Here is a 25,052-nt window from a genome sequence, read left to right on the forward strand (position 1 = left end):
GACCACTCGACCGCCGGGGGTAAAGTTTCTCACTCGGTCGGCGTCACGCTGTCCGCGTCGACGTCGCCGTTCCAGACGACGCGGCCCTCGATAGTCGGTGAGAGACCGTGTTCGCGGGCGTAGGCAGCGAGCACCTCGTACTGGACATCGTCGGCAGAATCGGCCGCGTCGGCTGGGGCGTCGACCCGGTGGTGTTCGTCGAGCGCGGGGAACTCGTGGTCGGTGTGGAACAGGTAGTCGGTCGTGGCGAGGGTGTATGTCGCGTCCGGGTCGACCGGCTCGCCGGCGACTGTCGCCGAGACGAGTTCGTTGGTCCGCCGGTCCCACGTGACCGACGCGCCGGAGATGTGGGCGTGCCACCAGTCCGGTTCGCCGAAGGCGACGTTCGCGCCGCTGGCCTGTCGAAGAGTGTCGAGCAGTTCTGTGCCTGTGAGTTCGGCGACCGAGAGCGGCTCTTTGAACGGGACGACCGAAACGAGGTCGGCGACGGTCACCTCGCCGACGAGTGCGTCACCCTCGCGGATGCCGCCTGAGTTCTGGAGGCCGACGTCGGCATCAGTCGCCCAGCGATAGGCGTCGGCGACGAAGTTGCCGATTCGGCTCTCGCCCCGGAACGCCGCGGCGTTCGTCCGTTCGATGGGGTCCTCGACGTGTGCGACGACCTCGTCGAGGTCGGCGTTCGCCATGCGCTCGCGCAGGGCGTCGGCGACCGGTTCGTCGAGCGGGCCGTCGGTCGGGTCGTGGCGCGTTGCAGTCGGACCGCCCGCGCCGTCCGTGTCGGCCGGGTCGAGGTCGACCTCGTACACTGCCGCGCCGTTGACGCCCGGCCGGACGAGCAGTGTGTCGTCGATTCGCTCCTCGACGATACTGTGGACGTGGCCGCCGAGGACGACGTCCACGTCGACCGTCACGGCCAGTTCCTCGTCGTCCCGGCCGAGGTGCGAGACGGCGACGACGTAGTCTGCGCCGGCTTCGCGGAGGGCGGCGACCGCGTCTTCGGCGGCGGCGATGGGGTCAGAAAAGGAGAGACCGGTCGCTGCCGGATTGATAGACGGTGTTCTGGGGTCGGTCACGCCGAAGAATCCGACCGTCGCGCCGTCGACGTCACGGAGGGTCCACGGTTCCGTGTACTCGGCGGCGAACCGGTCGCCGTTCTCGTGGACGTTCGCGGTCAGCCACGTCTGCGGTGAGTCGGCGACGATGTCGCGAGCGGCGTCGGCCCCGAAGTCGAAGTCGTGGTTGCCGAACGTCTCGATGTCGGTAGAAATCGCGTCGAAGAAGTCGCATGCCTGTCTCCCTTCGTAGGCGAGTGCGAGAACGCCAGGTGCGGTGTTGTCGCCGGTCCCGACGACGAGCGCGTCGTCGCCATCTCGGGCACGAATCGTGCCGGCGAGTCGCCCGATTCGTTCGGGGTCGTCGTAGGCGTTCTCGACGTCGGAGTAGTGGAGAAGACGGGGGGACATACGAAGCCAGTTCGTATCGCCGTGCAAGTAGGTTTCGACACGACCTCGGTTCGCGCCGGAGCAGCCGAAATCGGTCAGTCCGCGCCGCCCCGGACGAGCACGGCGTCGAGTTTCGGTCGCTCGATGCGGCCCTCGATTTCGGCCTCAACCCCCTGCACTCGGGCGTACTCCACGATGGCCTCGTACTGCGGGCCGAGGCGGTCGGTCACGTCTGCAGGACCGAATGCGTCGAACAGGTGCGTCGAGTCGACGTAGTACCCCGAAGTCGCCAGCGAATAGGTCGCATCGTCGTCGACAGGCTCCCCGCCGACACGGACGTCCCGGGGCTCACGCGCTTCGTCGTCCCACACCAGCGAGAGGCCACTGGCGTGGCCGAAGCGACGCTGGTCGAGTTCGTCCGGGTCGTACTGTGCGAGCCCCAGATTGGCAGCCGTTCGTCGGACCTGTTCGCCGGAAATCGAGAGCCTGACGAGGTCGTTCTCGAACGGACAGACACCGATGAGGTCGGCCGCGGTCACCGCACCGACGAGCGGGTCGACCGCCCGAAGGCCGCCGGTCGAGTGGACGGCGATGTCCGTCTCGGCCACCCACCGGTAGGCGTCGGTGACGAAGTTGCCGGCCCGACTCTCGCCGCGCTTCGAGTTCGCTTTGGTGACCGGTAGTGGGTCGGCCAGCGTGTCGACCACGTCGGCCAGCCCCGCGTCTCGCTGGCGCGTTTCGAGTGCCTCGACGACTGCCTCGTCGACGGGCGCGTCGCGCAGCGGATGTCGGTACGCTCGCGGTCGGTCCTCGAACACGACTTCACCGAGACCGCTGGCGTTCGGCCCGGGGCGGACGACTAGCGTCTCCTCGATGCGAGCGATTCTCTCGTCGTGCGCGTGACCGCCCAGAATCACGTCTACGTCGAGTGCTTCGGCGAGGCTGTCGTCCTCGCTCCCACAGTGAGAGAGCAAAACCGTGTGGTCCACGTCACGCTCGCGGACGGCCGCCAGTGCGTCGCGGGCCGCGGGAATCGGGTCACGGAAGTCGAGCGCGTCGGCGTTTGGATTCATGTCGGGAGTCCCCGGCGTCGTGACGCCGACGAGCCCAACGCGATACTCACCCGCCTCGACGACCCGCCACGGAACCGTGCCCGATTCGCTGGCGAACAGTTCGTCGCTGCCCTCGGCTTCGAAGACGTTCGCACAGACCCACGGCATCGGCGAATCGGCGACGACCTCGCGGGTCGCCGCAATCCCGTGGTCGAAGTCGTGGTTGCCGAAGGTCTCGGCCGCTGGCTGCAGCGCCTCGAACACGTCGAGTGCGTGCTTCCCGCTCGTGACCAGCGAGAGGACACCGGGGGCAGTGTCGTCGCCAGCGCCGAGGACGAGCGTTTCGTCGTCGCGCAACGAGTCGACGAGGCCCGACAGTCGCCCGAGCAGTTCGGGGTCGTCGGCCGCACGTTCGAGGTCCGCGTAGTGGAGGAGTCGGAGGGACATGCAGCCCAAATCGTCACCCGGTTGGCTAATCTGTCTTTCGCTCGATGGTGTCGCGGTCGAGCCAGTCGGGCGACTCGGTCGGAATCCCCACGATGGCCGCCTGCGTCGCCATCGCCTCGTGCACCTCGCCGGGGTCGTCGACGACCATCGCTTCGGTGAGTGTCGGGAACTCCACGTCCTCGACGACGAGGTAACGAATCGTCGTCAGGGTGTAGCTGTCGTCGTCTCGGACTCGCTCGCCGCCGACGCGCATCTCGCCGACCGTCTCGGTTCGCGGGTCCCAGTCGAGTTCCACCCCGGCGAACTGACCGTTCCAGTCCGGGTCGGCTCGGTCGAGGTGGGCCCCGGCAGCCTCGCGGGCGACCGCCCGAAAGTCGGCACCCGAGCATTCGACGGTCACGAGGTCTCCCCCGAACGGGACCAGCGACCGGAGGTCGGCCCGCGTCACCGCACCGTCGAGCGGGACGCCACAGTCGCGGAGTGTGAGGCTGTTGATGAGCCCCACGTCTGCGTCGCCCAACCGCCGAAACGCGGCTGCGACGAACGTCCCGACCGGCGAGGCACCGTCGCCGACGTGGCGCGAGAGTGGCCCGTCCACCCGCGTCACCACGTCGTCCAGTCCGAGGCTGGCGAGTCGGTCGCGCAACGAGTTCGTGAGGTCGGACGCGGGGTCGAACTCGCGCACGTCGTGCCAGACGGTTTCAGTTTGGGTCGTTCCGGCCGGCCCGTGGATGTCGACTCGCACCTCGACGAGTCGTTCGCCCGCGGGACCGGGCCGGACCACTCGCGTGCCGGCCACGACCTCGTCTCGCGTCGCGTGGTCGTGCCCGCCGAGAATCACGTCTACGGCTGCTGCTTCCGCCAGTTCGGTGTCGTCGCCACAGTGCGAGACTGCGACGACGAAATCCGCGTCCTGCTCGCGCCGCAGGCTGTCGGCGAGTGCAGTACCTACAGACACCGGGTCTCGCACGTCGTAGTTGAGGTGCGGTTTGATGTCGCAGAGGTCCGGCGGCGAGAGACCGAACAGGCCGACGCGGCCCGCGGGCGTGTCGACCACCGTCGACGGCGTGGTCACATCGGCGGCGAACCGCTCACCATCGTGTTCGTACAGGTTCGCGTTGAGCCACGTCTGTGGCGACTCACGAGCGAACCGGACTGCCCGGCCGGGGTCGCAGTCGAACTCGTGATTGCCGAACACGTCGACCGTCGGCTGGATGGCCTCGAACGTCTCGACGGCGTGGCTTCCGTCGGTCTCCATCGAGAGGACGCTCGGGCCGGTGTTGTCGCCCCCGCCGGTGACGAGCGTTCGGTCGTCGCGCAGTGTGTCGACCGCCGTCGCGAGACGACCGACGCGCTCGGGCACGTCGTAGGCAGCTTCGAGGTCCGCGAAGTGGAGGAGGCGCAGTGTCACGTCTCGGGACGGGGTTTCGGGCACGAAATGTCTTGCGGGCTGTCAGTGCGAGCCTGTGATGGCAGGCAGTGGCGGTATCTCTGCGGGAGTGCTCTATCGTGTATGTCGTGGGACGAGGAGATAAGCCGGCTCTCGCTGCCGACAGTAGACAGGACGCTCGCACTGTTTCCGGGCGGTGTCCACACCAGAGACCGCGCCGTCGTCGACCTCGAACTGGTCGCCGGTGACGACGGTCCGCCGCACCTGCAGGCGACGCTCTGGAACCAGCACGACCACCCACGGACGGTACTTCTCGACGACCTGCCGTTTCACAAGTCGTCGGAAGTGGTCGACGTCCACGTCGGCGGCTCGTACCACCGAGACCGACCCGAACTATTCCTCGTTCCGACTCCGAACCACCACTTCGGACCCTGTGACGTCGAGACCGAGCAGTCTCCACGTGGGGTGTGGCGACTCACCGAACGACCAGACTACGAGTCCGTTCGGAGTCTGACCCTCGCTCCCGACGAGTCTGTCCTGTTCGAGTACGCCCTGCTTCTCGGACCGGACGGCGACGAGATACCCGTCGGACAGTACCCACTGCGAGGCTGGCCCGCACATCGCTTCGTTCCGGGACTCCGGACGTGGGCCACCCTGTCCGTCTGGCAGACCAGCCGCCCCGGTCCAGACGAACCATCGAGGTTCGCCGACGAGTCGTTTCCGTCGGTGCCACCACACTTCGACGAGACGACGTGGTTCCACGACGCCACCGCCACGACCGAGGTCTATCTGCGGCCGTCCACGGAGCGGGCAAGCTTGCCAGCCGCGGTCGAGTTCACCCTCGTCAACCGGGGCGAGCGACGCCTCCGCGGCCCGGACCTGAACTGGGGACTCTACGAACTCGTCGACGGTGACTGGGCGGCCAGACACACGCACGGGGCGGTGGACATCGAAACGTTCGTCGAAGTCGGCGAGGAGAAGACGTGGCGACTCCGTGCTCGCCGCGACGAAGTGCTCCACTGTGACCCAGACGACTACGCCGAACCGAGCGTGGGGAATCTCTCGCCGGGACGCTACGCCTTCTGGGTCGAGTATGGGACCGGAGACGGGCACGACGGCTTCGGTGCCGTCGTCGAGTTCGAGTGAGCACTCACTGACACCGCCAGTCAATCAGTGAAACCGATATTTCACTCACCTGAAAACCTTTACCGCTGGCTTTCGCCAGCAACGTCATGGACCGCCGTCACTTTCTCGCCCTCTCCGGGACGGCCCTCACGGCCGGCTGTTCCGGCCTCGTCGACGACTCGGGACGCGAGCCGTTCACCGTGGAGACGACCGCCGAACCCGAGACGACATCCCCCACTGCGACCGAGACAGTCGACACGACGGACCGACCTGCAAACCGGGGAGAACTGTCGCCGGTCGACGGCGGCAGATTCGAGTCGAGCGTCGTCGACTTCGAAACCGGGAATCGGACGGTCGCACTCACCCCGACGATGGCGTACGTGCCGGACGGGCTCTCGGTTCGGGCACAGTTCGACGCGACGGCGACGGCCGATGGTCCGGCCAGATTCCGGGTCACGGTCGAGAACACGCGTGAGTGGGTCGAACACGACCACACGTACCAGATTCCCCTGTTCGACCCCCGTGGGCTGGCCCTGCGCATCGACTCGGCGACCGGCCCGAGGGGCCGAGAGACACTGGCGTACGTGCCGACCGAGAACCACCCGCTGGCGGCCACAACCCCATCGTACGAACGGAGCGACGACGGCTTCTGGCGGCTCACGGAGAACGCGCGCGAGTGGCTCGAAACCAGTCTGAAACTCGGTCCGGGCGCCACCATCACCGGGGAGTATTTTCTCCTGCAACACCCCGACGAGTCTGGGTTGACGCCAGGCGTGTACCGACGAGCGGACGACCGCCCCGCGTTCGTCGTCTGGGAGACTGACGCGCCCGGTATCGAGGTGCAGTCGAGATTCGCTGGTGAGACGGTCCCGAGACTCTGGACAGACGCAGCGACGAACTGGTACCACGAGACCGACCGGTCGACGCCCGTGTTCGTCCAGCCGTCGACCGAGGCCGAGACGCTCCCGGCGCGGGTGGACTTCGACCTCAGGAACCACTCGAAGCGGACGCTCAACGGGAACGAGTACTTCTGGCAACTGTTCAAGTTGCACGAGGGGTCGTGGAAGCACCTCCGGTTCGGGGCGATTCCCTCGACGTCACGACCACTCCCCGCGGGACAGTCGATGGACTGGTCACTCTACGCCTTCCACGGCCCGGCGGTCGCGACCGACGAGGGTGAGGACGTCGGCTACCTCGGTGGTGGGACGTACGCCTTCAGCACCGGGTACAAGTCGGAAGAAGCCGTGGCCACACCGACGGCGCTCGTCGAATTCGACGCCCCGGACGTGACCGTCGAACCGGAGTCGGACATCGAGACCACGCGTGACGGCGACACCGTGACCGTCGAGACGCCGACGTTCGACGCCGATTCTGACCCCATTTTCGTCGTCGAAACCGCTGAATCCGGTGACGGGACGCTAATCGCAGAGCAGATCATGCAGCTCGGCATGCTCAGAAACGCTCTCCCGTACCTGAACGAAACCGGTGCCCGAAGGGTTGAGGTAAGGGGCTCGGGGCACCCGATGCTGCCCACGTTTGCCCAGACTGACCAGTATCGGTTCACCTATGACGGGAGCGCGTACCGCCTGTTCGAGCAGTCGGACGAACAGACCTAAGCCGGGTCCGGTCCAAGCCCGTTCCATGAGTGATGCCGCGCTCGACGAGCGAAGGACCGACGACGGCGAGACGGTGTACGTCTCGCGACGAGAGGGCGACCGTGGGGACAAGGGGCCGTTCTTCGTCACCTACCGCACCTCGAACCAGGAGCGAAAGTACGGCTACTTCTGTGGCAACTGCCAGACGTTCGATAACGCGATGGACTCGATGGGCCGCATCAAGTGCAACGAGTGTGGCAACATGCGCAAGCCGACGGAGTGGGACGCCGCACACGAGTGAGCTGTCGGCCCCCGATGCAGTCCCGTGAATTCGTTCGAACCGGAAACTCCGTATCTTCCTGAAATCGCGCGAATAGGCGGGTCAATACTTATTATGATGGGCGTGGTAGGTTGTACCGAATGTGCCCTGTTAACAGGAAGCGCCACATCGGCGAACAGGCCAGAACGATTTTCAGCCGTCTGGGGTACACCGTCGTCGGGGACGGGGACGAGTTCCGAGCAGAACGCGACTGGAAGGTCGTCTTCGTAACAGCCGCGACCGACGTCCGTGACCCACCGGCAGCGGACGCCAGTACACTGCAATGTTTCGTCACGGAGAAAGAACGTGCGTCGCGTCTCATGCGTCGCCTCGACCGTGAGAAGCCCGAGTACGAGTGGGCTGTCATCTCGGTCGACGACGAGAGCGACGAGTACGAGGTCGAACGCGCGCCGAGCGCCGCAGTTTAGAGTCGCGCGCTCGTCGCGGCGATACCTGCTTCTGCATCCACGTCAGCGCCCAGTTCGTCGAGCGTCGCGGCCAGCGCACTGACGAGGAAGGAGACGTTCTTCGGCCGAGCGGAGTAGCCCATGCAGCCAATTCTGAAGATGTCGCCAGAGAGGTCACCGAGACCGCCAGCGATTTCGAGGTCGTACTCGTCGAGGAGTCGTGAGATGACTTCGCCGTCTTCGACGCCCTCTGGGACGCGCACCGCGTTGAGGCTCGGCAGCCAGTAGTCGTCCGGCGCGTTCATCTCCATGCCCATCGCCTCGACGCCGGCTTTGAGCGCGCTGGCCATCTCCAGATGGCGGTCCCAGCGGTTCTCGATACCTTCCTCGGCGACCAGTCGCAGGGCCTCACGAATCGCGTAGACGTTCGTGATTGGCGCAGTGTGGTGGTACGCGCGCTCGTCGCCCCAGTAGCCTTCGAGCAAGGAGAGGTCGAGGTACCACGACCGGGCGGGTTCCTCGCGCGACAGGACCTTGTCCATCGCGTCGTCGTTGAGCGTTAGGGGCGAGGCTCCCGGCGGACAGGAGAGACACTTCTGTGGACCCGCGTAGGCCACGTCGATGTCCCAGTCGTCGACGCGCAACTCGACGCCCCCGATGCTCGTGACGGTGTCGGCGATGACCAGTGCGTCGTGCTCGTGCGCGATGCTCGTGAGTTCCGGCACCTCGGGCTGGCGGACCCCGGTACTCGTCTCGGCGTGGACGAACCCGAACACGTCCGGCTGGTGGGCGTCGAACGCGTCGGCCACGTCGTCGGGCTGGAGCGGTTCGCCCCACGGCGCGTCGACTTCGACGATTTCGCCGCCGGCACGACGAGCCATCTCGGCCATCCGGCCACCGAAGTAGCCGTTCGTCGGGACGAGCATCGTGTCGCCCGGTTCGACCACGTTGCCGATTGCGGCCTCCATGGCGGCTGAACCGGTGCCAGACACCGGAATCGTCCACTTGTTTCCGGTCTGGAAGGTGTACCGGAGTAACTCTTGTACCTCGTTCATCACCTCGATGAACGACGGGTCGAGGTGGCCGACGAGCGGCGTGCTCATCGCACGAAGTACACGAGGGTGTACGTCGCTTGGACCGGGACCCATCAGTGTTCGGTTCGGCGGCGTCAGCTCGCCCACGTCGGGCGCGTCGGGAACGTCTGCCATGACAGGCTGTTTCGTGGGTCGGACGAAAAAAGGTCGCCTCTCGTCGAAATCGGTGGGGTTCTCAGTTCGTGTCTCTGGAGAGGGGCCGACCATCGCCGAGCATGGCACCGGTGGGCTTGGAACCACTACTGCCGGCGGAACAGAACCGCCCCTCCCCAGTTCCTCCCCTGGTCCCGCCCTGCGCTGTCCTCCCGAACGACTAAATCTCGTGCACTGTTCACATTCGACAATGGCGACCGACCCGCGCTCTCCACGCCCCAGCCACGACGCCCTCGGGTTCGACCATCCGGACGACGAGCGATACACTGCACTCGCGGCCGACCTCCGCGAGGCGGTCGCCGGCGACGTTCGCTTCGACGAGTACGCACAGGTGCTGTACGCCACCGACGGGAGCATCTATCAGGCCCGGCCCGCTGGCGTGGTCGTGCCCGAAGACGCCGCCGACGTGCAGGCCGCCGTCTCGGTCGCGGCCGAGCACGACGTCCCCATCATGCCCCGTGGCGCGGGCACCTCGCTCGCTGGGCAAGGTATCGGCCCGGGCTGTGTCGTCCTCGACTGTTCGGTCGAGATGGATTCTGTCCGCTCGGTCGACGCCGACGCGCAGGTCGCCCGAGTCCAGCCCGGCGTCGTCCAAGACGACCTCGACGCGGTGCTCAGACCACACGGCCTCCAGTTCGCTCCCGACCCGGCCTCGTCGGCTCGGGCGACCGTCGGCGGCGGCATCGGCAACAACTCGACCGGCGCGCACTCGGTCCGGTACGGTATCACCGACGCCTACGTCCGCGAGGTGGCGGTCGTGCTGGCCGACGGGACGATGACCGTGTTTGGCGACGTGGTGCTCGACTCGCCCGAGTGGGACGAACTGGTCGGTGGCGACGACAGAGTCGGGAAACTCCACCAAACCGTCCGAGAAATCGTCGACGAGAACGAGGGCGAAATCGCTACTCGCTACCCCGAACTGAAGCGGAGCGTCTCCGGCTACAACCTCCACAAAGTGATTCGGGAAGAAGACAGCGAACGCGTGATGAACCTCGCCAAACTCGTCGTCGGGGCCGAGGGCACACTCGGCGTCGTCACCGAGGCCGAAATCGACCTCGTGACTCGCCCGGAAAAGCGGGCACTCTGCGTCTACGCCTACGACGACCTCGTGACCGCGCTCGCCGCCGTCCCCGATGCACTGGCCCACGACGTGAGTGCGGTCGAACTCGTCGACGACCAGGTCGTGGCGATGGCGCGCGACTCCCCGAAATACGCGGAGTTCGCCGAACCCATCCCACCCGAATCGGCCGCCTTACTCATGGTGGAGTTCGACTCCGAGTTACACCCTGACTTCGCCGCGGCGATGGCCGAGGTGACGGAGACGCTTCAGACCGAAGGGTCCGCATTCGACCGCATCGAAGCGTTCTCTCCCGAGGAACAGGCGAAACTGTGGAAGCTCCGCAAAGCGGCGATTCCGCTGCTGATGTCCATGCCGGGCGACCCGAAACCGTATCCCTTCATCGAGGACGCGACGGTCCCCCCCGAGCAGTTGGCCGACTACGTCCAGGAGTTTCAGGACGTGCTGGAACGTCACGGCACCTCGGCGGCGTACTTCGCCCACGCTGGCGTCGGGACGCTGCACATCCGGCCTATCCTGAACCTCAAATCGGAGCACGACATCGAGACGATGCACGCCATCACCGAGGACGTGACCGACCTCGTGCTGGACTACAAGGGCGCGTTCTCGGGCGAGCACGGTGACGGCATGGCCCGAACCGAGTTCTCGCCGAAGATGTACGGCCCAGCTCTCTGGGACGCGTTCAAACGAGTGAAGACTGCCTTCGACCCGAACTGGCTGTGTCACCCCGGCAACGTCGTGTATCGAGAGTCACCGGACGACCACGGTCCAGACAGCGACCGCGGCGTCGGCGCAGACATGCGCGAGAACCTCCGCTACGGCCCGACCTACCAGACCGTCGAGCCACAGACGACGCTCGACTTCGACGACGACGGCGGCTTCGCCGAACTGGTCGAACTGTGTAACGGCTGTGGGACCTGCCGTGAGACCAGTTCGGGGACGATGTGTCCGACCTACCGCGCCAGTGAGGAGGAGATTCAGGCGACCCGCGGGCGGGCGAACCTCCTCCGGGCGGCCATCTCGGGCGAACTCGACGAGGAAGAAGTTCACTCGGAGCGGTTCCAGTCGGAGGTGTTGGACCTCTGCGTCGGCTGCAAGGGCTGTTCGAGCGACTGTCCGACCGGGGTCGACCTCGCGAAACTGAAGACCGAACTGAAACACAAGCACCACGAGCGCGAGGGGTCGAGCCTGCGCGAACGGCTGTTCCGCGACATCGACCGCTGGGCGAAACTCGGGAGTACACTCGCACCGGTGTCGAACTGGGCGACGAAATTGCCCGGGTCGCGCGTCGTCGCCGAGCGAGTGGCGGGCGTCGCACCGGAACGCGAACTTCCCGAGTTCCGACGCGAGAGTCTCGTGGACTGGTTCGCCTCGCGAGGGTCTGCCGTCCCGGCCAGCGACGCCGACCACCGCGTCGTCCTCGTCGCCGACACCTACACGAACTACACCGACCCTGCAGTCGGGAAGGCTGCCGTTCGGGTGCTGGAAGCCGCGGGCGTCCACGTCACCGTGCCGGCCGACCTCGGCCCATCGGGTCGGCCCGCGTACTCGCTCGGCTTCCTGCACGACGCCCGTGCTCGCGCCGACCGGTTCGTCACCGCCGTCGCCCCGCGTGTCCACGACGGCTGGCACGTCGTCTTCCTCGAACCCTCGGACGCCGTGATGGTGCAAGACGAGTACGGTGACCTCCTCCCGAAATGTGACGACTGCGACGCGGTAATGGCCGCCACCGCGGGCATCTGTGGCTTCCTCGACGAACAGCGCCTGGACGAGGAGCTGACCTTCGACCCACCCGACGAACGACTCGTCTATCACGGCCACTGCAACCAGAAGGCCATCGGGCGGGACCACCACGCGGTCGGCTTGCTCCGACGGGTTGGCTACGACGTCGAACCACTCGACTCCGGCTGCTGCGGCATGGCTGGAAGCTTCGGCTACGAGGCCGAACACTACGACCTCTCGCAGGCCATCGGCCGACTCCTGTTCGAGCAGGTCGACGCCGCGGCTGGAACGCCGGTCGCACCCGGCGCGTCCTGTCGGACCCAACTCGGCGACCGACCTGGGGCCGAGAAAATCCCGCATCCAATCGAAAAAGTCGCCGAGGCACTCGACTCTTGACCATTTCACATGCACTGCGGTTCGAGACTGTGGTGAGGGCGAGAGACAGAGAAGTTGGTGAACGGTCGTGGCACGTGTCTTTCCCGTGTGAACTGGTCAATCAGTTCCCAGTGAGTGACCAGCTAACACGACCGGCGAGTAGCTTATCCGGCCCCACATCGTACCAGAGTCAGACATGATGGTCGGTCACGCGTTGCTCGCCTTCGCCCTCGTCGCGCTCTGTGCCAGAGCGGTCGGCGGCGACGAGCGCCGCGCGTTGCTCGCTGGCGTGATCGCTGGCGCATTCGCCGTCGTCCCCGACGCGGACATGGTGTACGCACTGGTCGGCCTCGCACAGGCGGACCTCACCGGCGTCTTCGCCGTGACGAACGCCTTCTGGTCGGCGAGCACACTCGTCCACCGCGCGATGACGCACTCGCTCGTGGTCGCGCCGGTCGCCGCGCTCGCCGCTGGCTGCTGGGTCGTCCGCGGCCGCTTCGCTCGTATCGCCAGAGTCCTCGGCACCGCGCTGTTCGTCAGCCTCGTCGTGGTCGCCGCGGCGAAACACGCCCTGCTCGGTGCGGTCGTGATGGGGACGTTCGTCCTCGCGGCCGCCGCCGTGGCTGCTGCGGTCCGCGACCTGACCGACTTCTCGGCTCCTGTGACGGTCGCCCTCGCGCTCTTCGGCCTCGCCAGCCACCCGTGGGGCGACCTGTTCACGGGCGAAGCACCGGCGATGCTGTGGCCGCTCGATGCGGTCCTCGTCGGCGAGCGCGTCGCCCTCGCCAGCGACCCGACACTTCACTTACTCGGGGCGTTCGCGCTCGAGCTCGCGACCGTGTGGCTCGCACTGTGGGTCGTCCGTGACCTGACTGCCCTCGACCCCCGGCCCGACCCGCGCGCGCTCGCAGGACTCGCCTACGCCGCGGTCGTCTTCGTCCTGCCGCCGCCGACGCTCGACGTGTCGTACCACTTCGTCTTCTCCATCCTCGGCGTCGGGACGGTCCTCGCGGTTCCGGACGTGGCCCGGGCGCGACTGCTCGCCTCGCTTCGGCGACTCCGCCGCGAGTGGGACGGTTCACGGCTCGCCTCCGCGGTTCTGAACGGGCTGACGACGGTGACAGTCGCACTCGCGGCGTACACCGCACTGTACGCACTCAGACTCCTCGTCGTCGGGTGATTCCGGCGGGTAGCCTTTTACGGAGGCGTACCGAACCACCTGCCATGTCCGGGCAGGACCTCTCTCGGCTCTTCGAAGAACACCGGCTGAACGCCAGACTGGCGTGGCTGCTCGTCGTGGTGGTCGCGGTCACGGCGGTGGAAGAACTCCTCGCCGGACAGTTCCTCTGGGCCGCCTTCGCCGTCGTCGTTGCCGCCGTCGCACTGGTCCCACCAGTCGCCTACCGGTCCCCGCGCGTGATGCTCCCGTGGGAGGTCCTGCTCATCGCTGCTTTGCCCATCGTCGGCCGCGTCCTCGCCGGTGTGTTCCTCGGCGGATTCACCACGCAGTTGGCGACCATCCCCGAGTTCGGGCAGGTCCTCGTGACGACTGTAGTGGTCCAGAACGTCGCGACCTATCTCTCGGTCGGCGCACTCGCGCTCATCCTCGCGGTCGAACTGCACGTCTTCACGCCGGTCCGGATGACGGTCGGCTTCGCCATCCTCACCGTCGTCATCATGACGCTCGCGGCGGCCGGCGTCTGGGCCATCCTGCGCTGGGTTTCACACCTCTACTTCGGGACGGCGTTCTACGCGGAGGACCAACTGGACCTGCTGATGATGGAGTTCGTCTACTCGACCATCGCTGGCGTCCTCGCCGGTGTCACCTTCGAACTGTACTTCCGCCGACGCGAGCAGGTCGCTCGGCGGGCACGCAGCGCGGCCGAAGAGGCCGCCGCAGAGGCGGACGCGGCCGTCGGTGTCCGCGACAGGGGCGACGAGGTGACGGACGAGTGAAGGTCAGGGAGTTCTTCGGCGTCTCCGAGTCGACCCAGCGCGCGGTGACGCGACTGATGCAGACGTCGCTCGTCGGCCTGTTCTTCGTCGGCCTGTACGAGGGAAACGTCGGCATCGTAGTGAACGCCGGCGTCGGCGTCGGCGTCACACAACTGCCAGCCATCCTCGAACGCGACTACGAGATACCGATGGACGCTGGGTTGACGCTGTGGATAACTGCCGCAGCGTTCCTCCACGCGCTCGGGACCGCAGGCCTCCCCGGGATGTCGAGGAACCTCTACCTCGCGCTGCCGTGGTGGGACCACGTCACGCACACCCTCTCGGCGTCGCTGGTCGCGGCTGCGGGCTACGCGACGGTCCGGGCGCTCGACCTCCACCGCGACGACATCTACCTGCCGCCGGAGTTCACTCTCGTGTTCGTCCTCTCGTTCGTGCTGGCCTTCGGTGTCCTCTGGGAAGTCCTGGAGTTCGTCCTCGGCTTGCTCGGGGACCTCCTCGGCGGAAAGGCAGTCCTCACCCAGTTCGGCGTCGAAGACACCATGGTCGACCTCGTGTTCGACATGCTCGGTGGCATCGTCGTCGCGGTCTGGGGACAGGCACACCTCACGGACGTGGTCGGTGCGATGCACAGTCGATTCGAAGATAATTCACCCTGACAGGTCACCGGTATCGTGTTCGGTTTCGCACCAGAATCGATAGACCCCGTGAGCGCTTACACTGTTGTAGAATGTCAGATTCCACAGAATTCAGAGGAATCGACGAAGATTCCCCCTGCTACGACAGACGAACCATCCTTCGGGTCGGGAGCGCCGGACTGGCAGCGACCCTCGCCGTGCCGACGCTCAGTGGGGTCACGGCGGCCCACTACCCAGAGAAACTCACCATCGACGTGCGCCCGTGGACCGAGGAGAACACCATCGACCCACATGGCCGCGGTGTCGTCCCTGTCGCCGTCTACTACACCGAGTTCCAAACCGAAGCCGGTGAGACGGTGGTCTTCGACCCGGTGAAACGGCCGAAACGATACCGCTTCGGGTCACCCGCCGCGGTCGACGATGGTGGCGGCGCGCGGCCGGTGTGGCCAGAGGTCGAACACGACGCGTCCGGTGATGGCTCTCCCGACCTGGTCTTGCTCTTCCCGGTAGAGGACACGGGATTCACCGGCGACGAAACCGTCGCGAAACTGGTCTGGGAAGGCGACGAGAGTGGGAAACACGGGTTCGCGGGAACCGACAGCGTCTCTATCGTCGGTGGGCCGCCCGACCGAGAGAAACCGATACCGCCCGGGGAAGCGACCCCAGATTCGCCAGCCAGCGCGGGGTAGCTTTACGGTGCTGTGCCGAGTGGTACCACGCGTAATGGTCTTCAAGAAGATAACACTCATCGGCACCAGCGACGAGAGCTTCGAAGCGGCCGCAGACAACGCCATCGACCGTGCACAGGACACCATCAACAACGTCCACTGGATAGACGTGAAAGAACTCGGCGTCGAAATCGCGACAGCCGACGACCGCGAGTACCAGGCGGAGGTCGAAGTCGCATTCCAACTGCAAGAGTGAGACGACGCAGTCGGTAACTCGACCGTTCCACACACGATGCGATTCGGGGCATCGGTCGGAGGATGAGGCGTGACCGGCCGTTCGTACTCACGCCTCGTAGGAAACGGCCAAACGAACGTGTGAATCAGGACGTATTTTTGTTCGATTGATGGACCATAATCGATAGACGTGGGCCGGGGGTCACTGTACCTGTTGATGACGAACGAATCTGAAGCGCAGAAACAGTCAGAAGAAGCAGCGAACGGCCCCCGTGTCGGAACCATCGGTCGTCGACGCCTCATACGAACTGTCGGTGGCGTCGCTGTCGCAGGTCTCTCGGTGCCGCTCCTCTCCGGTAGCGCCACCGCTCACTTTCCCGAGAGCCTCTCTATCGACGTCCGGCCGTGGCGTGACTCCAACCGAATCTCGCGTGCACGCGGCGTCGTCCCTGTCGCCGTCCACTACGTCGAATTCGAAGATCATCACGGTGAACAGGTCGTTTTCGACCCCACGGAACGGCCAGAGCGGTACCGATTCGGCGCCCCAGCGGCCATCGAGACGGGCGACGGCGCGCGCCCGCTCCCTCACTCGTTCGAACACGACCTCACCGGCGACGGCCACGACGACCTCGTCCTCCTGTTTCGACTCCGCGAAGCAGGGTTCGACGGCGACGAGGAGCGAGCGACGCTAGTCTGGGAGCGGGACGAGAGCGGCGACCACGGGTACTCGGGGACCGACCACATCGACTGCTGCTCCGGTCGTCGGCGTGGCGACTGGCGCTAACGGCGACGACTGCGAGACAAGAAAAAATACGTTCGACCGTTTTCTACGTCCGGAACGACTCCCCACAGCCACACTCGCTGACGACGTTCGGGTTCTCGACGTGGAAGCCAGCGCCCTGCAGGCCGCCTTCGTAGTCGAGGACACTCCCACCGATGTACTTCAGACTGGCCGGGTCGACGAACACACGCAAGCCGTCGTGTTCGAAGACCGTATCGTCGGACTCCGGTTCGTCGTCGAAGCGCATCCCGTAGGAGAGCCCCGCACAGCCACCCTGCTGGACGAACAGCCGAAGGCCAGCCACCGCCGTGTCCATGTCTTCGCCCTCCAACAACGCGAGGGCCTCGCTGACGGCGTCCTCCGTCACGGTGATGCGAGGCGACGCGTCTCCGTCCGCGGTTCCCGTACTCATGTGTGTACCTATCGTCTCGACGTGTGTTAACTGTGTTGCCGGATGGGGATAGCCGATAGCTTCAATGCCGATGAGCAACGTCTCTCGACAGATGTCGGCAGCCATCCGTGTGCTTCACGTCGACGACGATTCGGCGTTGTTGGACCTCACAGAGACCATGTTAGAGCGTGAGCACGGAAACATCGACGTGCGGACGGAGACGACCGCTGCCGACGCGCTTTCCTCCCTCGACGACGGCGCGAACGTCGACTGCGTCGTGAGCGACTACGACATGCCCGGTATGGACGGGCTGACCTTCCTCGCGGCGGTGCAAGAGCGCCAGCCGAAGCTCCCGTTCATCCTCTTCACTGGGAAGGGGAGCGAGGAAATCGCCAGCAGGGCCATCTCTGCTGGGGTCACCGAGTACCTGCAGAAGGGTGGCGGGACCGACCGATACGTCGTCCTCGCCAACCGTATCGAGAACGCCGTCGCAAAGCGACGGGCAGAACGCCAGCGGCGCGCGAGTCGTGACCGGTACCGTGCGCTCGTCGAACACTCGAGCGACCTCGTGACTGTCCTCGACACAGACGGGGACTTCCAGTTCATCAGCTCCGCTTCGTCGACGATACTCGGGTACGGGCCAGAAGAACTCGACGGGACGAGCGCGTTCGAGTACGTCCATCCGGAGGACCAAAACACCGTGGCCGATGCCTTCTACGAAGCCATCGACGACGCCGACCTCACGCCGACCGTCGAGTACCGTTTCCAGCACGGCGACGGGACGTGGCACATCCTCGAATCCAAGGGTCGGAACCGACTCGACGACCCGGCCATCGATGGCTTCGTCGTCAACACGCGGGACGTGACCGAACAACGCCAGACCGAACGCGAACTCGCGGCCGAGCGCGATCTGTTCGACGCTGCGCTCGACTCACTCCCGTTCACGTTCTACATGTCACATCTGGACGGCTCGCCGATGCGCTGGAACAGGGAGTTCGAGGAAATAACCGGCTACACGACCGAGGAGATTCGCGAACGCGAGGTGGACGACTTCTTCGACGACGAGGACTTAGAACGGGTCGCGAACGTCATCGAACGCGTCCACGACGGTGAGACGGTCGTCTACGACGCCGGTGTGCCGACGAAGTCTGGAACAGTGCTCCAGCGGCGAATCACCGCCTCGTTGCTCACGGACCGGGACGACGAACCCATCGGTATCTGTGGCATCGGCGTCGATGCCGACGCCGACATCGACCTCGACCCAGTCGCCTACACCGAAGAGCGAGAGAACAGTGAACAGCCACCGTCGCAGGACTAGCCGCGAGTGAGACGGCCCGGATTGCGCTAGTCCAGTCGCCGACGGACGCTCTCTGCGTGTGCTTCGAGGCCTTCTGCTTCTGCGAGTGTCGTCACCGTCTCGGCGAGTTCGTCGAGTCCGTCGCGGTCGAGTCGCTGCACCGTCGTCGAGCGAAGGAAGTGGTCGACCGAGAGACCACCGTGGCGTTTCGGACCGCCGTTGGTCGGCAGGACGTGGTTCGTACCCGAAGCGTAGTCACCGGCCGCGACGGGCGTGTACGGCCCGAGGAAGACGCTACCGGCGTTCGTGATGCGCGCGAGCAGCGCCTCGTCGTCGTCGGCCTGAATGGTGAGGTGTTCTGCGGCGTACTCCTCGGCGAACAGGATGGCTTCGCTCATCGACCGGGCACAGAACACGCCGGAGGCGTCGTTCGCCAGTGCTTCGCGGATGGTGTCTTCGCGTTCGCGGCCCGTGGCCTGCTCGTCGACGGCCGCAGCGACAGCCTCGGCGGTTTCCTCGTCGTCGGTCACACAGACGACGGAGGCGTTCGAGTCGTGTTCGGCCTGTGCGACGAGGTCGGCGGCGACGAACTCGGGTTCTGCCGTCTCGTCGGCGAGGACCAGAATCTCGGAGGGGCCGGCGAGGAAGTCGATGTCAACGTCGCCCTGGACGATGCCTTTCGCGGCCGTGACCCAGCGATTACCCGGCCCGGCGACCTTCTGGACGGCCGGGATGGATTCCGTGCCGTAGGCCATCGCAGCGACTGCCTGCGCGCCACCGACGGCGTACACTTCGTCCGCGCCGGCCGCGTGGATGGCTGCCAGCGTGACGGGGTTCATCTCCTCGGCCGGCGGCGTGCAGACGACGATTTCGTCCACACCGGCGACCTTCGCCGGGACGACGCCCATGATGGCCGACGAGGGATACGCGGCGGTTCCCCCGGGGGCGTACACGCCGACGCGCTTGAGCGGGCGGAAGCGTCGACCCAGTTCGCGGACGCCCTCGCCGTCGCCGAACTGGTCGCGCCAGTCCTCCGGCACCTGTCGCTCGTGGAACTCACGGACGTTCGCCGCGGCCGTCTCGATGGTCTCGCGCATCGACTCGTCCAGTCCGTCGTAGGCGCGCTCGGCCTCGTCTGCCACGGAGAGGTTCGCGACCTCCACGTCGTCGAACTCTCGGCTGTAGTTCCTGACCGCCACGTCGCCCTCTTCTCGGACTGTCGTGACGATGTCCTCGACATCGCTGCGGACGGCCTCGATGCCCGCGTCGCGCTCGAACAGCGCACGACGCTCCGAGGGACCGAGGTCCGCGACGTTCTTGACGTTCATGCCACCCGATTCGGGTGCCCGCGGAAAAACGGTTCCGTACCCGGCCGACGTCGCCAGTGGCGTGACTCGACGCCGATTCCGGGCGACTGTAGCCGTTTTCTGGTAGTCGACTGTCTTCGTGCCAGCCGCACTGGCGCGCGCTGGTGAGCGTGTCTCGCAGCGCGAGACAGCGAGCAGATACCGCGCGAGGGATGAGCCGTCTCGCCGAAGGCGAGCGGCGAGTCGGTTGGGGAGGCTGTGGCAGCGGTCATGTACACCAGCAGTAATAGACCCATTCTCGATATGTGCACTTGTAGCGACGACTCCTCCACCAGATGCAAAGAGGACCGACCACAGTACGAACAGTCAACGCGTCCACAGACCGGGATACACTTTTCACCGATTGCGGCAATATCGTCCCATGAGCCAGCACGCCCTCCGTGCCCCGAACGACCAGGTCCGGGCGGTATACGAGCGACTCGGCGACCTCGTCGACCAGAGCGACGACGCGTTCGTCGAGGAGGGACCGGCAGTCCTCCAGCGAGCGATGGCGGACCCAGAGTTCTTCGACGGCGTCGAGGCCGACCACGCACCGTCGGACGACTACACGCGGACGAAAGTCGTCGGCGACCCCGGTCGTCACGTCATCAGATACATGGAGTGGCCGCCGGGGTACAGCCTGCCCGCGCACGAACACCACGGTCGACCCTGCTTCGAGGTGCTGGTCGACGGGTCGTTGCACGTCGTCGACATGGCCGCCGAACCGGTGGCGACGGACGCCGAAGACGACACCGACGACCGCTACACACTGTCGGTCGTCGACGCCGACGTGACCGACCCCGGAGAAGCAGCCGTGGTCGACCCGCGCGAGAACGAGGTTCACGCGGTGTACAGTCCCGTCAGAAGTCGGTCACTGCACGTATACCCGGACGACGAGTGTTTCTCCTACGGCTACGTCGCGACCGGCGAGACGACGACGGATGGAGACGACGTGTACGCCAGAGAACGGTTCGACTTCGACGACTGACCGACGCTTCCTGTCGACGCAGGACTCACTCGTCGCGCGTTCCGAGCACGGTCGTTCGGACACCGTCGAGAAACAGCACGACGACGAGGACGAACGCCACGAGACCGAACGGTGCCGAGAGGTACTTGGCCGTCCCGTAGCCGAGGAAGATGCGACTCACGCCGAGGACGACGAAGCTCACCACGACCAGTCCGAACGCGACGAACGAGAGCGTGACGTACGTGTCCCGGTTCATACGCTGGACTCGGTCGCGGTTCGCTAATGGGTTTTGGGTTCGCCGCGACCCCTTGCTACGGGATAGCATATGAGTAGCCGTGTATATAAAGCGGCGGCGCGATGTCGCTCGCCGAGGAACTGTGTGTATGTCTGGGGGAGAGCGGGGGAGTACGATTTCAGACGAGTGGGAGGCCATAGAGCGAGTCCTCGAATCGACGATGCGTCGGCACGTCCTGTCGTATCTCGACCGACTGGACCGCGAAGCTTCGCTTGCCGAACTCGCGGTGTACCTCTCTGGCCCGCCTCGATATCTGGCGTGCGATACGGACGCAGACCTTACTGACTCGGTCGACGAAAACTCCGAAAACTCGGTCGCGTACCGGGACGCACACGCACGCCTCAAGCGAGAACACGTCCCCGAGCTACTCGACGCGGGACTCGTCGTATGCGACGACGAAGCCGAACAGATTCGCCTGACCGACCGGGCACGGGAGTTACCACTGTTCTCGCCGCTCAACGACAAGGTGGTGCAGACCGACGGGCCAGCATGGCTGGCAGACACGCCATCGCTGTGAGACGCGCCATCGCCGTGACTGCGTCGCTATATCGTCTCGTTTCGGTGATACTGTCGTCTCGGTAGCATAGTCGCCAGAAAATCGGAGTCGTCGTCGCGGTCAGTTCAGGCCGGCGAGGCGTCGGTCTCGGAGTCGGTCTCCGTCTCGATGTCGCCGGTGACCGTCTCCTCGTCCGTGGAGGTGGTCGTACTCTCGGTCGCCTTCGTCCGTGCGTCTTCGAGCTCTTGCTCGATTTCTTCGCGTCCCTTCTGGAACTCACCCATCGCTTCACCGCTCGCTCGTGCCAGCTTCGGCAGTTTGTCCGCGCCGAAGAGTAGAATCACGAGGAGGAAGATGACGATGAGTTCAGGGCCGCCTATTCCCCCGATGAATAGCGGTATTGTCATAATCCTATCACCCTGTACTACGCCGTCAGAGGAGATAAGCATATTGGACATATGATAGCTTTCTTGCTACTCAAATTACGTGATAGTCACCGAGTTGCCCTTCGATTGTACGTTTAGAAACCGAGTTACTGCCCCACTACCACACGTAACGTGACACATTCTGTCTGTGGCAGATGCACAGGTTTACGTGGGGTTCGCTGGTACCGATGGACGACCGATTAGATGGAGAGCCAGCACGTCTGTACCGTCGGCGACGCCCGCGACATGGCCGCTATCGAGGCCGAGTCCGTCGACCTCGTCGTCACGTCGCCGCCGTACCCGATGATCGAGATGTGGGACGAGACGTTCGTCGCCATGAACCCGGCCATCGAGGACGCGCTGGCTGCTGGTGACGGGGGGACCGCGTTCGACCTGATGCACGCCGAACTGGCGACCGTCTGGGACGAACTCGACCGAGTCGTCCGCCCGGGCGGTATCGTCTGTCTGAACGTCGGCGACGCGACACGCAGCCTCGACGGCTCGTTCTCGCAGTACCCGAACCACGCTCGCGTGGTCGAACAGCTGACAGACCTCGGCTTCCAACCGCTGCCGGACGTGCTCTGGCGCAAACCGACGAACAAAGCGAGCAAGTTCATGGGGTCGGGAATGTTGCCGACGAACGCCTACGTGACGCTCGAACACGAGTACATCCTCGTCTTCCGGAAAGGACAGACCTCCCGGTCGTTCGAACCGAAGAGCGAACGACGCTACGAGAGTGCGTACTTCTGGGAGGAACGAAACGCGTGGTTCTCCGACGTGTGGACCGACATCACCGGGACGTTCCAGTCGCTCGCAGGCGACGACGGCGGCCGCAATCGCTCGGGTGCGTACCCAGTCGAGATTCCGTACCGGCTGGTGAACATGTACTCGGTGTACGGCGACACCGTCCTCGACCCGTTCTGGGGCACTGGAACGACCACCCTCGCGGCGATGCTTTCTGGCCGTGACTCCGTCGGCTACGAACTCGACCCCGGCATCGCCGCGACGTTCGACGACCGTGTCGAAAACCTCCCCGAGAAATCGGCGGCGGTCGTGGACGAACGACTCGACCGTCATCGCGAGTTCGCCAGCGACCGGTGGGACGACACCGCGAACACCGCGGACGCCGACTACGAGAGCGAACACTACGGTTTCCCGGTCGTGACGAAACAAGAACAGCAGATTCGCTTCTACGAGGCTACGTCACTGCGTGAGACCGACGAGGGCTATCTCGTCGACTACGACCCGCGGTGAGCGTCGCACGGTTTCCTGCTTAGATGACGGACCACTGCCGGAACAGTGTCCCGATGGCGTCGAACGCTCGAAAGCCGAGCCCGAACGCGAGACTGGCGGGAATCGCGCCGACGAGCGTCGCCCGTTTCCAGCGCAGGCCGTGGACCGTCATCAGCCCGACGACGAGTAAGACTGCTCCCCAGATGCCCACGACGGCTCTGACGCGGGGGTCCGGGACGCCAGCGACCACACACGGCGCGGTCGCGTAACCGAGAATCTGGACCGTCTCACTCACCCCTCGACGCTCGCTGGCCGTCGGGATGAGCAACAGCGTCTGTAGCGCCGCGACGAGGTGGAGCGCCGCTGGCGTGACGAACAGCACTGCCAGAGCGAGCCAGAGGGTCGCTGAAAGTAGTTCGTTCCCTGCGACGATGGGGAAGGCGTCCGGGACGAGCGCGAAACGGACCAGTTCTTCGACGAGGACGACCGTCATGGCGAAGACGAGTCCCGGTGCCTGGTCGCCGGGGGCCACGCCCGTCGCGAAGAACCGCCGAGGGCGGACCAGCACTTCGGCCCATGCCCGGATGAGGGCGGCTGGCCCGCGGTCGCGCCCGCCCGACGGGTTCTCGGTCCACTGGGTCATCTACTCGCTCCGGATGGTGTGACAGCTCCGACAGCGCGCCTCGTAGGACTCCTCTGCGCCGACGAGCGTCGTCGGGTCGTCCCGGTGTGCCGGTTCCCCATCGACGAGTCGCTGGTTGCGCGTCGCGGGCTCGCCGCACTCGACGCAGATTGCCTGTAGCTTCTCGACGTACTCAGCCATGGCCATCAACTGCGGGACCGGTTCGTACGGCTCGCCGCGGAACGTCTGGTCCAGTCCCGAGACGATGACCCGACGGCCGTCGTCCGCGAGGTGTTCGCAGAGGGTGACCAGTTCCGGGCCGAAGAAGTTCGCTTCGTCGATGGCGACGACCTGTTCCCCGTTCAGGTGGTCGAGGGCGTTCCAGAGCCCATCGCCCTCGGACTCGACGGCGACGGCGTGCCACGTCCGTCCACCGTGCGAACCGATGGCCTCCTCGCCGTAGCGGTGGTCGAGTTCTGGCGTGAACACTGCGACCTCCTGTCCGGCGATTTCGGCCCGTCGGAGTCGGCGGAGCAACTCCTCGGTCTTCCCGGAGAACATACTCCCCGTGATGACCTCCACCCAGCCGCTGTTCGTGATGGCGTGCATAGGTTCACTGCCACTTTGGACCCCCAAAACGGTTGCTTATTTCGCCGTCCTGACTGGGCACTCGGGTCACAGATTCCTGGCGCGTAGCCACCGACTCGAAAGCCCGTTTCGCCGCCTCAACTGCCTTACCTCTCGCGAATAGTTACCCTCTCAGATAGCGTACTGTCCACCGACATGGGGGTTCTTCGTTCGCTGAAACTGTTGGGGGGACTGTGTTCGGTCACGGTCGTCGAGACCGTCACACTCGGCGTCTGGCTCGGACTGACGCTCGGGATGCCGACGTGGGCACTCGACCGGCTGCCGGCGTCCGCGCCGCGGCCGACCGTCCTCGCTGCGGTGGTTCTCGGGTGTGGGCTCTTGCTGGCCGGTGTCCTCACAGACGTGCTGGTCAACGGCTTTCGCCTACGACTTCCCGTCCACAGAATCGGGTTGCTGGTAGCCTTTCAGGGAGTTCTGCTCACCGCGTGGGTGTTCGTCGCGCAGTACGTCGGTGGCATCCGTGGCGTCGCACTGGCAGGTGCGACGCTGGCCCTCGTTTCAGTCCTCCTCCACACGGTCTCTGTGAACGTCCACGCCCAGCGGGGCCTGTTCGACCGACTGTTCCGGTCGGGGGCAGTCGGCGTCGGCCTCGCCGAGACCGTCGGTGCGAGCGTCCTGCTGGCGTTCGTCACCGAACCGGCGCTCGCACTGACGAAAGTTCCTGTCGCCGTACAGGCGCGAATCCCGGCGCTCGTCCTCGACTATCCCGCCGTCATCGGGGTCGTGGTGCTGTCGGTCGCACTCCTGTTCGCGCACGCGATGGCGGTCCGGCTCGCCATCCGGAGTTCCAGAGCGCGGATGACGGTCCGCGAAGCCGTCATCGAGCAGTTGGAGTGGGCCTGACGCCGACCCGACGACG

General features: G+C 65.6%; 26 protein-coding genes. 16 read left to right on the plus strand and 10 right to left on the minus strand.

Features of this window, described 5'->3' with window-relative positions:
• Positions 1–29: 29 nt before the first annotated feature.
• The 3 genes from ACSC1P_RS03590 to ACSC1P_RS03600 all read right to left on the minus strand — a co-directional run bounded on the left by ACSC1P_RS03590 (position 30) and on the right by ACSC1P_RS03600 (position 4,352).
• Positions 30–1,463, minus strand: a complete 1,434-nt coding sequence (locus ACSC1P_RS03590; RefSeq protein WP_435358759.1) for a bifunctional metallophosphatase/5'-nucleotidase — start codon at positions 1,461–1,463, stop codon at positions 30–32.
• A gap of 74 nt (positions 1,464–1,537) precedes the next feature.
• Positions 1,538–2,941 (minus strand): bifunctional metallophosphatase/5'-nucleotidase, encoded by a 1,404-nt coding sequence (locus ACSC1P_RS03595; protein ID WP_435358760.1) that lies wholly within the window; start codon positions 2,939–2,941, stop codon positions 1,538–1,540.
• Between the two features lie 25 nt (positions 2,942–2,966).
• A complete protein-coding gene (locus tag ACSC1P_RS03600) occupies positions 2,967–4,352 on the minus strand; it encodes a bifunctional metallophosphatase/5'-nucleotidase (protein ID WP_435358761.1) in 1,386 nt (461 codons plus the stop codon).
• A 102-nt stretch (positions 4,353–4,454) separates the two neighbouring features.
• On the opposite strand from ACSC1P_RS03600, the gene ACSC1P_RS03605 reads away from it, so the two are divergent.
• The 4 genes from ACSC1P_RS03605 to ACSC1P_RS03620 all read left to right on the plus strand — a co-directional run bounded on the left by ACSC1P_RS03605 (position 4,455) and on the right by ACSC1P_RS03620 (position 7,798).
• A complete protein-coding gene (locus ACSC1P_RS03605) occupies positions 4,455–5,477 on the plus strand; it encodes a hypothetical protein (protein ID WP_435358762.1) in 1,023 nt (340 codons plus the stop codon).
• A gap of 86 nt (positions 5,478–5,563) precedes the next feature.
• Positions 5,564–7,072: a hypothetical protein gene (locus tag ACSC1P_RS03610; RefSeq protein ID WP_435358763.1), complete on the plus strand. Its 1,509-nt coding sequence runs from the start codon at positions 5,564–5,566 to the stop codon at positions 7,070–7,072.
• 25 nt (positions 7,073–7,097) lie between these two features.
• Positions 7,098–7,352 carry a DUF5816 domain-containing protein gene (locus tag ACSC1P_RS03615; RefSeq protein WP_435358764.1) on the plus strand — a complete coding sequence of 85 codons (255 nt, stop codon included), beginning with the start codon at positions 7,098–7,100 and terminating at the stop codon, positions 7,350–7,352.
• A 119-nt stretch (positions 7,353–7,471) separates the two neighbouring features.
• Positions 7,472–7,798 (plus strand): DUF7116 family protein, encoded by a 327-nt coding sequence (locus ACSC1P_RS03620; RefSeq protein ID WP_435358765.1) that lies wholly within the window; start codon positions 7,472–7,474, stop codon positions 7,796–7,798.
• On the opposite strand, the gene ACSC1P_RS03625 is transcribed toward ACSC1P_RS03620, so the two are convergent.
• A complete protein-coding gene (locus ACSC1P_RS03625) occupies positions 7,795–8,985 on the minus strand; it encodes a pyridoxal-phosphate-dependent aminotransferase family protein (RefSeq protein ID WP_435358766.1) in 1,191 nt (396 codons plus the stop codon). The two genes, ACSC1P_RS03620 and ACSC1P_RS03625, sit on opposite strands and share 4 nt — an antisense overlap.
• A 229-nt stretch (positions 8,986–9,214) precedes the next feature.
• Here ACSC1P_RS03625 and ACSC1P_RS03630 point away from each other — a divergent pair, with 229 nt between their 5' ends.
• The 7 genes from ACSC1P_RS03630 (at position 9,215) to ACSC1P_RS03660 (ending at position 16,476) form a co-directional block, all read left to right on the plus strand.
• The gene (locus tag ACSC1P_RS03630) at positions 9,215–12,220 is read left to right on the plus strand and encodes an FAD-binding and (Fe-S)-binding domain-containing protein (RefSeq protein WP_435358767.1); all 3,006 of its coding nucleotides are present in this window, start codon (positions 9,215–9,217) and stop codon (positions 12,218–12,220) included.
• A 175-nt stretch (positions 12,221–12,395) separates the two neighbouring features.
• A complete protein-coding gene (locus ACSC1P_RS03635; RefSeq protein WP_435358768.1) occupies positions 12,396–13,379 on the plus strand; it encodes a metal-dependent hydrolase in 984 nt (327 codons plus the stop codon).
• Between the two features lie 44 nt (positions 13,380–13,423).
• A complete protein-coding gene (locus tag ACSC1P_RS03640) occupies positions 13,424–14,155 on the plus strand; it encodes a hypothetical protein (RefSeq protein WP_435358769.1) in 732 nt (243 codons plus the stop codon).
• Positions 14,152–14,811, plus strand: a complete 660-nt coding sequence (locus ACSC1P_RS03645; RefSeq protein ID WP_435358770.1) for a DUF2238 domain-containing protein — start codon at positions 14,152–14,154, stop codon at positions 14,809–14,811. Before ACSC1P_RS03640 ends, ACSC1P_RS03645 begins: the two co-directional genes overlap by 4 nt.
• 71 nt (positions 14,812–14,882) lie before the next feature.
• Positions 14,883–15,479 (plus strand): hypothetical protein, encoded by a 597-nt coding sequence (locus tag ACSC1P_RS03650; RefSeq protein WP_435358771.1) that lies wholly within the window; start codon positions 14,883–14,885, stop codon positions 15,477–15,479.
• A 34-nt stretch (positions 15,480–15,513) separates the two neighbouring features.
• The gene (locus tag ACSC1P_RS03655; protein ID WP_435358772.1) at positions 15,514–15,714 is read left to right on the plus strand and encodes a dodecin; all 201 of its coding nucleotides are present in this window, start codon (positions 15,514–15,516) and stop codon (positions 15,712–15,714) included.
• A gap of 195 nt (positions 15,715–15,909) precedes the next feature.
• On the plus strand, positions 15,910–16,476 hold the full coding sequence (locus tag ACSC1P_RS03660; protein ID WP_435358773.1) for a hypothetical protein: 567 nt from the start codon (positions 15,910–15,912) through the stop codon (positions 16,474–16,476).
• 43 nt (positions 16,477–16,519) lie between these two features.
• Here the strand turns inward: ACSC1P_RS03660 and ACSC1P_RS03665 are convergent, their stop codons facing one another.
• On the minus strand, positions 16,520–16,885 hold the full coding sequence (locus tag ACSC1P_RS03665) for a HesB/IscA family protein (RefSeq protein ID WP_435358774.1): 366 nt from the start codon (positions 16,883–16,885) through the stop codon (positions 16,520–16,522).
• A gap of 64 nt (positions 16,886–16,949) precedes the next feature.
• On the opposite strand from ACSC1P_RS03665, the gene ACSC1P_RS03670 reads away from it, so the two are divergent.
• Positions 16,950–18,182, plus strand: a complete 1,233-nt coding sequence (locus ACSC1P_RS03670; RefSeq protein ID WP_435358775.1) for a PAS domain-containing protein — start codon at positions 16,950–16,952, stop codon at positions 18,180–18,182.
• 26 nt (positions 18,183–18,208) lie between these two features.
• On the opposite strand, the gene hisD is transcribed toward ACSC1P_RS03670, so the two are convergent.
• Complete coding sequence (gene hisD / locus ACSC1P_RS03675) at positions 18,209–19,489, minus strand: histidinol dehydrogenase (protein WP_435358776.1); 1,281 nt, start codon at positions 19,487–19,489, stop codon at positions 18,209–18,211.
• A gap of 400 nt (positions 19,490–19,889) precedes the next feature.
• Between hisD and ACSC1P_RS03680 the strand changes: the two genes are divergently transcribed.
• Positions 19,890–20,495 carry a cupin domain-containing protein gene (locus ACSC1P_RS03680; RefSeq protein ID WP_435358777.1) on the plus strand — a complete coding sequence of 202 codons (606 nt, stop codon included), beginning with the start codon at positions 19,890–19,892 and terminating at the stop codon, positions 20,493–20,495.
• A 25-nt stretch (positions 20,496–20,520) separates the two neighbouring features.
• On the opposite strand, the gene ACSC1P_RS03685 is transcribed toward ACSC1P_RS03680, so the two are convergent.
• Positions 20,521–20,730, minus strand: a complete 210-nt coding sequence (locus ACSC1P_RS03685; protein WP_435358778.1) for a hypothetical protein — start codon at positions 20,728–20,730, stop codon at positions 20,521–20,523.
• A gap of 127 nt (positions 20,731–20,857) precedes the next feature.
• Here ACSC1P_RS03685 and ACSC1P_RS03690 point away from each other — a divergent pair, with 127 nt between their 5' ends.
• Positions 20,858–21,286 carry a DUF7344 domain-containing protein gene (locus ACSC1P_RS03690; RefSeq protein ID WP_435358779.1) on the plus strand — a complete coding sequence of 143 codons (429 nt, stop codon included), beginning with the start codon at positions 20,858–20,860 and terminating at the stop codon, positions 21,284–21,286.
• A 104-nt stretch (positions 21,287–21,390) separates the two neighbouring features.
• Here ACSC1P_RS03690 and ACSC1P_RS03695 read toward each other — a convergent pair whose 3' ends face one another.
• Positions 21,391–21,672: a twin-arginine translocase TatA/TatE family subunit gene (locus ACSC1P_RS03695; RefSeq protein WP_435358780.1), complete on the minus strand. Its 282-nt coding sequence runs from the start codon at positions 21,670–21,672 to the stop codon at positions 21,391–21,393.
• Between the two features lie 222 nt (positions 21,673–21,894).
• Between ACSC1P_RS03695 and ACSC1P_RS03700 the strand changes: the two genes are divergently transcribed.
• Complete coding sequence (locus ACSC1P_RS03700; protein WP_435358781.1) at positions 21,895–22,944, plus strand: DNA-methyltransferase; 1,050 nt, start codon at positions 21,895–21,897, stop codon at positions 22,942–22,944.
• A gap of 19 nt (positions 22,945–22,963) precedes the next feature.
• Here ACSC1P_RS03700 and ACSC1P_RS03705 read toward each other — a convergent pair whose 3' ends face one another.
• A complete protein-coding gene (locus tag ACSC1P_RS03705; RefSeq protein WP_435358782.1) occupies positions 22,964–23,566 on the minus strand; it encodes a YIP1 family protein in 603 nt (200 codons plus the stop codon).
• The gene (locus tag ACSC1P_RS03710) at positions 23,567–24,154 is read right to left on the minus strand and encodes a thymidine kinase (RefSeq protein ID WP_435358783.1); all 588 of its coding nucleotides are present in this window, start codon (positions 24,152–24,154) and stop codon (positions 23,567–23,569) included.
• A 174-nt stretch (positions 24,155–24,328) separates the two neighbouring features.
• On the opposite strand from ACSC1P_RS03710, the gene ACSC1P_RS03715 reads away from it, so the two are divergent.
• Entirely contained in the window at positions 24,329–25,036 is a 708-nt protein-coding gene (locus ACSC1P_RS03715) for a hypothetical protein (RefSeq protein WP_435358784.1), read from the plus strand.
• The last annotated feature ends 16 nt before the right edge of the window (positions 25,037–25,052 follow it).

The organism is Haloarchaeobius caseinilyticus, from assembly GCF_051207395.1.
Taxonomy (GTDB): Archaea; Halobacteriota; Halobacteria; order Halobacteriales; family Natrialbaceae; genus Haloarchaeobius.